4 protein-coding genes and 1 pseudogene are annotated in these 4967 nt (G+C 36.8%); 2 read left to right on the top strand and 3 right to left on the bottom strand.

What is annotated here, in order from left to right; genetic code table 11:
• On the bottom strand, positions 1 to 1871 hold a 1871-nt coding region (locus tag ACQR30_RS07400), incomplete at its 3' end, for an ATP-dependent DNA helicase (RefSeq protein ID WP_429733460.1).
• 153 nt (positions 1872 to 2024) lie between these two features.
• Between ACQR30_RS07400 and hemH the strand changes: the two genes are divergently transcribed.
• Both hemH and ACQR30_RS07390 read left to right on the top strand, forming a co-directional pair.
• A complete protein-coding gene (hemH, locus tag ACQR30_RS07395; RefSeq protein ID WP_429733457.1) occupies positions 2025 to 3047 on the top strand; it encodes a ferrochelatase in 1023 nt (340 codons plus the stop codon).
• Between the two features lie 224 nt (positions 3048 to 3271).
• Positions 3272 to 3823, top strand: a complete 552-nt coding sequence (locus tag ACQR30_RS07390) for a CopD family protein (protein ID WP_429733454.1) — start codon at positions 3272 to 3274, stop codon at positions 3821 to 3823.
• 4 nt (positions 3824 to 3827) lie between these two features.
• Here ACQR30_RS07390 and ACQR30_RS07385 read toward each other — a convergent pair whose 3' ends face one another.
• Together ACQR30_RS07385 and ACQR30_RS07380 are read right to left on the bottom strand one after the other, a co-directional pair.
• Positions 3828 to 4475, bottom strand: a complete 648-nt coding sequence (locus tag ACQR30_RS07385) for a hypothetical protein (protein WP_429733451.1) — start codon at positions 4473 to 4475, stop codon at positions 3828 to 3830.
• A 10-nt stretch (positions 4476 to 4485) separates the two neighbouring features.
• Positions 4486 to 4967, bottom strand: a pseudogene (locus tag ACQR30_RS07380) (RNA polymerase factor sigma-54); the annotation flags it as partial.

Below are 4967 nucleotides of genomic sequence, written 5' to 3'. Positions count from 1 at the left end.
TCGCGCAAAGATTGTAACCAGTCACCGACATCTGTCGATTGACACATCGCATTTGTAATAGAAATAACCTGTTGTAATTGCCGCTTCTTTCTCTCAATGGGAATAAGTAGGTTCAATAATTTAATTTGTAATTTACCCGTCCTTTTCAATGCCTTAAGTTCAAGCATTTGCATTTTTAATGGAGAAATTATTTCATTTTCCAAAGCATTGAGAAACCATCCACAGGCAGTTGAAGTGCGTTGATGTAACGGTTCATACCCCTCCGTTTTTGCGGCATATATTATTCCGTCTAATTGCTTAATAAAAGTTTCAGCGGTCTCCGTTTGCTTCTTTATTTTGTCAAATGACTCTTTAATTCTTGTAACAAAATCTTCTTTTTCCTGAAAAAGTTTCGTTTCATTTTCTTCAATATATTCAGCCATTAAAATACTCATCTTCTTCCAATCAAAAGCATTAAGGATAGATTGGCAAACAAATTCCTTTTGTTCCGATTCCAGAATCTCATTTAAGGAATCCCCTCTCACTTCATGAGAAGAGAATTCCAGCACATTTTGGTCAGTGGAAATAGCCGAAGGATAAATTTTGGACCGCAAAACCAAACCATTTAAACTACGCAAACGGCTGAGCGCCACATAAACCTGACCAGCCGCAAAAGACGCGCCTGCATCAATTACAGCCTTATCAAAAGTAAGCCCTTGACTTTTATGGATGGTAATCGCCCAAGCCAGACGAATAGGAAACTGAGAGAAAGTACCCAACTCTTCTTCTTCAATTTTATCAGCCTCGATGTTGTAATTGTATTTTATATTTTGCCATTTCTCCATTTTCAATTCTAATAAATCGCTTTCATCTTTAAAACGAATTTTTATTTCTTCCGCAGAACTAATAGAGTCGATGGTGCCTATTTTTCCATTATAAAATTTACGATCTTCTCCCTTGTCATTTTTAATAAACATTATTTGCGCCCCCACCTTCAATTGCAAAATTTTATCGGCAGGAAATGCGCGCTCGGGAAAGTCCCGTTCCACAAGCGCCTCAAAACAATACAATTTGCCGGAAAGGTTTTTTAAGGCTTGCTGGTTGATTCGATCTGCTATACCGTTATGCGAAGTAAGTGTAATAAAATCCTCTTCTTCCTCGGAAGAAAAATCAGGACGGTAAAATGAATTTAGTATATCTAGATCATTGGGAGACACTTGATTGTTGCGTACATTATTGAGTAACTGAATAAAGTCTTCATTGCTTTGACGATAAATTTTCTTCAATTCCAAATACAAAGGTGGAAAGTCTTTTAACGCTCGTGCGTCAAAGAAAAATGGGCTTTTGTAATATTCACTCAACAATCGCATATCGTCTTGTCGGACAACCGGCGGCAATTGGAATAAGTCACCAATGAAAATCATTTGTACACCACCAAAAGGCGCATGCGGTTTGCTCCGAACGTGGCGTAGTACGTCGTCAATTGCGTCCAGCAAATCAGCACGCACCATCGAAACCTCATCAATAATCAATAATTCCAGTTCACGAATCAAATCTAGTTTCGCTTTACCCAGCCGAAGTTTTGAAAGTAGTTGCTGCTTATTAAAAACCTGTTGATTTTCAGATTCACTCCACGAATTTCTGAACCCAGAAACATATACGCCAAATGGTAGTTGAAAAAAAGAATGAATAGTAACGCCTCCTGCATTAATAGCCGCAACGCCAGTAGGTGCAACAACCGCAAGTTTTTTATAACAATTATTTTTTATAAATTTTAAGAATGTGGTCTTTCCTGTTCCAGCTTTTCCCGTTAGGAACAAATTCTGATGGGTATAATTAACAAAAGCAACTGCTTGGGCAAATATTTTATTCTCTTGATCGTTCAATTCCATAACGGCAAGATAAGACGATTTGTCGATTTTGTAATTTGCTGGATTGAAAATATTTCTGCTCCATTTAATCCAAGCACAATATTAATTCGTAAATATTTTAGGTTGATTATCGCGATGAATTCAACTATTTTTGTAAATAATATAAAAACAACAATGGCAAAGCGTGGCGTTATTTTAATGAATTTAGGTTCCCCTGATTCTACCGATGTAAAAGATTTAAGGAAATACCTGACCGAGTTTTTGATGGACAAGCGGGTTATTGACAAACCTTTGTGGTTGCGTACATTGCTGGTACGAGCTATAATCGTTCCTTTCCGTGCGCCAAAATCCGCTGAAGCATATAAAACAATTTGGTGGAAAGAAGGCTCTCCGTTAGTAGTCTTGACGGAGCAATTACGCAAAGCAGTTCAGTCCAAAATGTCCGAAACCGTTGAGGTAGCCATGCGTTACGGGAATCCGGCCCCCACAAACGCATACGAAAGCTTACTAAAGCAAAATCCCGATTTAGAAGAAGTAGTTTTAGTACCGCTTTATCCGCATTATGCAATGAGTAGCTATGAAACCGCCGTGGAATATATGAAGGAAGTTCATGCAAAAAATAAATATACCTTTAATTTAAAAGTCGTGCCTCCATTTTACGACCACCCTTCCTATATCAATGCTTTGGCTGAAAATATGCGGCCGTATTTGCAGGAAGATTTTGATCAATTATTATTCAGTTATCACGGTATTCCTGAAAGACATATTTACGAAACAGACAAGACGGGTGGCAAACATGATTTGTTGTCGAGCGAAAATTGTTGTGAAAATATTGCAGCGCGCGATACATGCTATCGTTTTCAAGTGATGACAACGAGTAAACTGGTGGCCGAAAAACTAGGTTTAAAAAAACAGCAATGGCAGCAAAGCTATCAATCACGTTTAGGGCGTGATCCTTGGCTCCAACCCAATACGCAAGTTCGTTTGCCTCAATTACCAGTTGAAGGGGTAAAAAAATTGATGGTGGTTTGCCCTTCTTTTGTAAGCGATTGTTTGGAAACATTGGAAGAAATTGCCATACGAGGGAAAGAAGACTATTTAAAATTTGGTGGTGAAAAATACACTTATATTCCTTGTATGAACACGAATGAATTGTGGGTAAGTACGGTAGTACAATTGATAAATGAGGTAAAATAGCTATTAGATCTATTCAAAATTATTTTATTATGGGAAATGAAGATAATCTTTACACTTAAAAGAAATATTAGAGAGTGACGGTAATTGTATCTCCTTCACCATTACCGCGACCTTTTATTATTTTCATTGCAACAAGAAGAAATATTGAGCCGACATGCTGAAAAAGGTCTTAAAAGCCTATATTTTTGATGCTGGTTTTAACTTTTAATCTATAATCTTTTAATGTGTATAATTACCTAAAAGCACTACATATCATCTTTATTGTTACATGGTTTGCAGGCATGTTTTATATGCCACGACTTTTTATATACAATACCGAGGCACAAGAAAATAAAAATGAACAGGTGCGTCTGGCATTGACGAAACAATTTTCGGTGATGATGAAACGTTTGTGGTATGGCATCACATTCCCTTCGGCAATCTTAACATTGATTTTTGGTCCGGCCATCATGTTTATGGGACATTGGAATAAAACACTTTTTGATACTTCCGGCAGATGGCTCTTAATAAAATTGTGTTTTGTGCTATTGCTATATTGTTATTTTTTTTCTTTACAGAAAATATTAAAGCAACAACTCAAAGGCATTTTCAAATATAGTTCTACCCAATTGCGTATATGGAACGAAGTCGCTACTATCTTATTAATTGCCATTGTCTTTTTGGCTACCGTAAAAAATGCTATTAGCTTAATTTATGGGATTATTGGATTAGTTCTTTTTATCTTAATATTGATGAGCGCAATAAAGATTTACAAGATGATAAGAGAGAAGAAATAACCAATCAGGTCATCAACCAGTAACCAATAATTTGACAAAAAACGCCAACGAAGAACCCAAGGTTAATTTCGAAAATACTATGCTCACTCAAAGACATACGCGCCGAACAAACAACTCCCGCCAAAATAGTAAAAACGGCTATGTCCAATCCGTAATTACTTTGATAAAGCAAACAAGTTAAGACCACCGCAGCGACTGCGCCACCGGCGCCCATTGCGTGCATACTTATTTTTACAAAATTGTTGAGAATTAAACCGGGAACTGTTGCGATGAATATACCGAAATAAAAAAACTTTAAAGCCGAAGCCTGATCAGTAAAGTTACGACTGAGATACCACATCCACCAGTAATAAATCATCGTCGCAATATAGGGAATGATACGCTCCTTCTGATAACGCAAATGCATATCTTTTGCAAAACCTAACTTCCACAAAAGAAAAACAGTAAAAGCCGGATAGAATGCAGTCGTCATAAAAAGCCCTATTTCCCGAAGGCTCAATTCATGACCACTAAGACCTACAAATTCAAAAGGGAAACGCCAATATATCCATAAAAATATATAGGTGGGGACAAATAATGGATGCAATAAATAAGAAATAATCTTCGCTGGGATTCTAATATATTGTGGTTGTTGTTGCGCTATATTCTCCATTCTTTTTCTCTTATAATTGTTTGCGTAAACGCGCTACCGGAATATTTAGTTGTTCACGGTATTTGGCTACTGTTCGGCGTGCTATATTATATCCTTTTTCTTGCAACATTTCAGTCAAACGTTCATCACTTAATGGCCTTTGTTTTTCTTCAGCTTCTATTACATCCATCAAAATCTTCTTTACCTCGCGGGTGCTTACCTCTTCCCCGCTGTCGGTGCTTAATGATTCACTAAAGAAAAACTTTAGACGATAAGTCCCAAACTCTGTTTGCACAAATTTACTATTTGCAACACGACTCACAGTAGAAATATCCAAATCTATACGTTCTGCAATATCCTTTAAAATCATAGGCTTTAAAGTAGTTTCGTCGCCTGTAAGAAAGAATTCTTCTTGGTATTGCATAATGGCATTCATTGTACTAAGCAAAGTATGTTGGCGTTGCTTAATCATATCAATAAACCATTTAGCCGAATCTATCTTCTGCTTAATAA

Source organism: Arachidicoccus sp., from assembly GCF_050436765.1.
Lineage (GTDB): Bacteria > Bacteroidota > Bacteroidia > Chitinophagales > Chitinophagaceae > Arachidicoccus.
This window is presented reverse-complemented; position numbering and strand designations above follow the sequence as displayed.

Bases quoted from the DNA above. Each gene is read 5' to 3' on its own strand.
- ACQR30_RS07385 (WP_429733451.1), bottom strand. From the start codon at position 4,475: ATGGAGAATATAGCGCAACAACAACCACAATATATTAGAATCCCAGCG.
- hemH (WP_429733457.1), top strand. From the start codon at position 2,025: ATGGCAAAGCGTGGCGTTATTTTAATGAATTTAGGTTCCCCTGATTCT.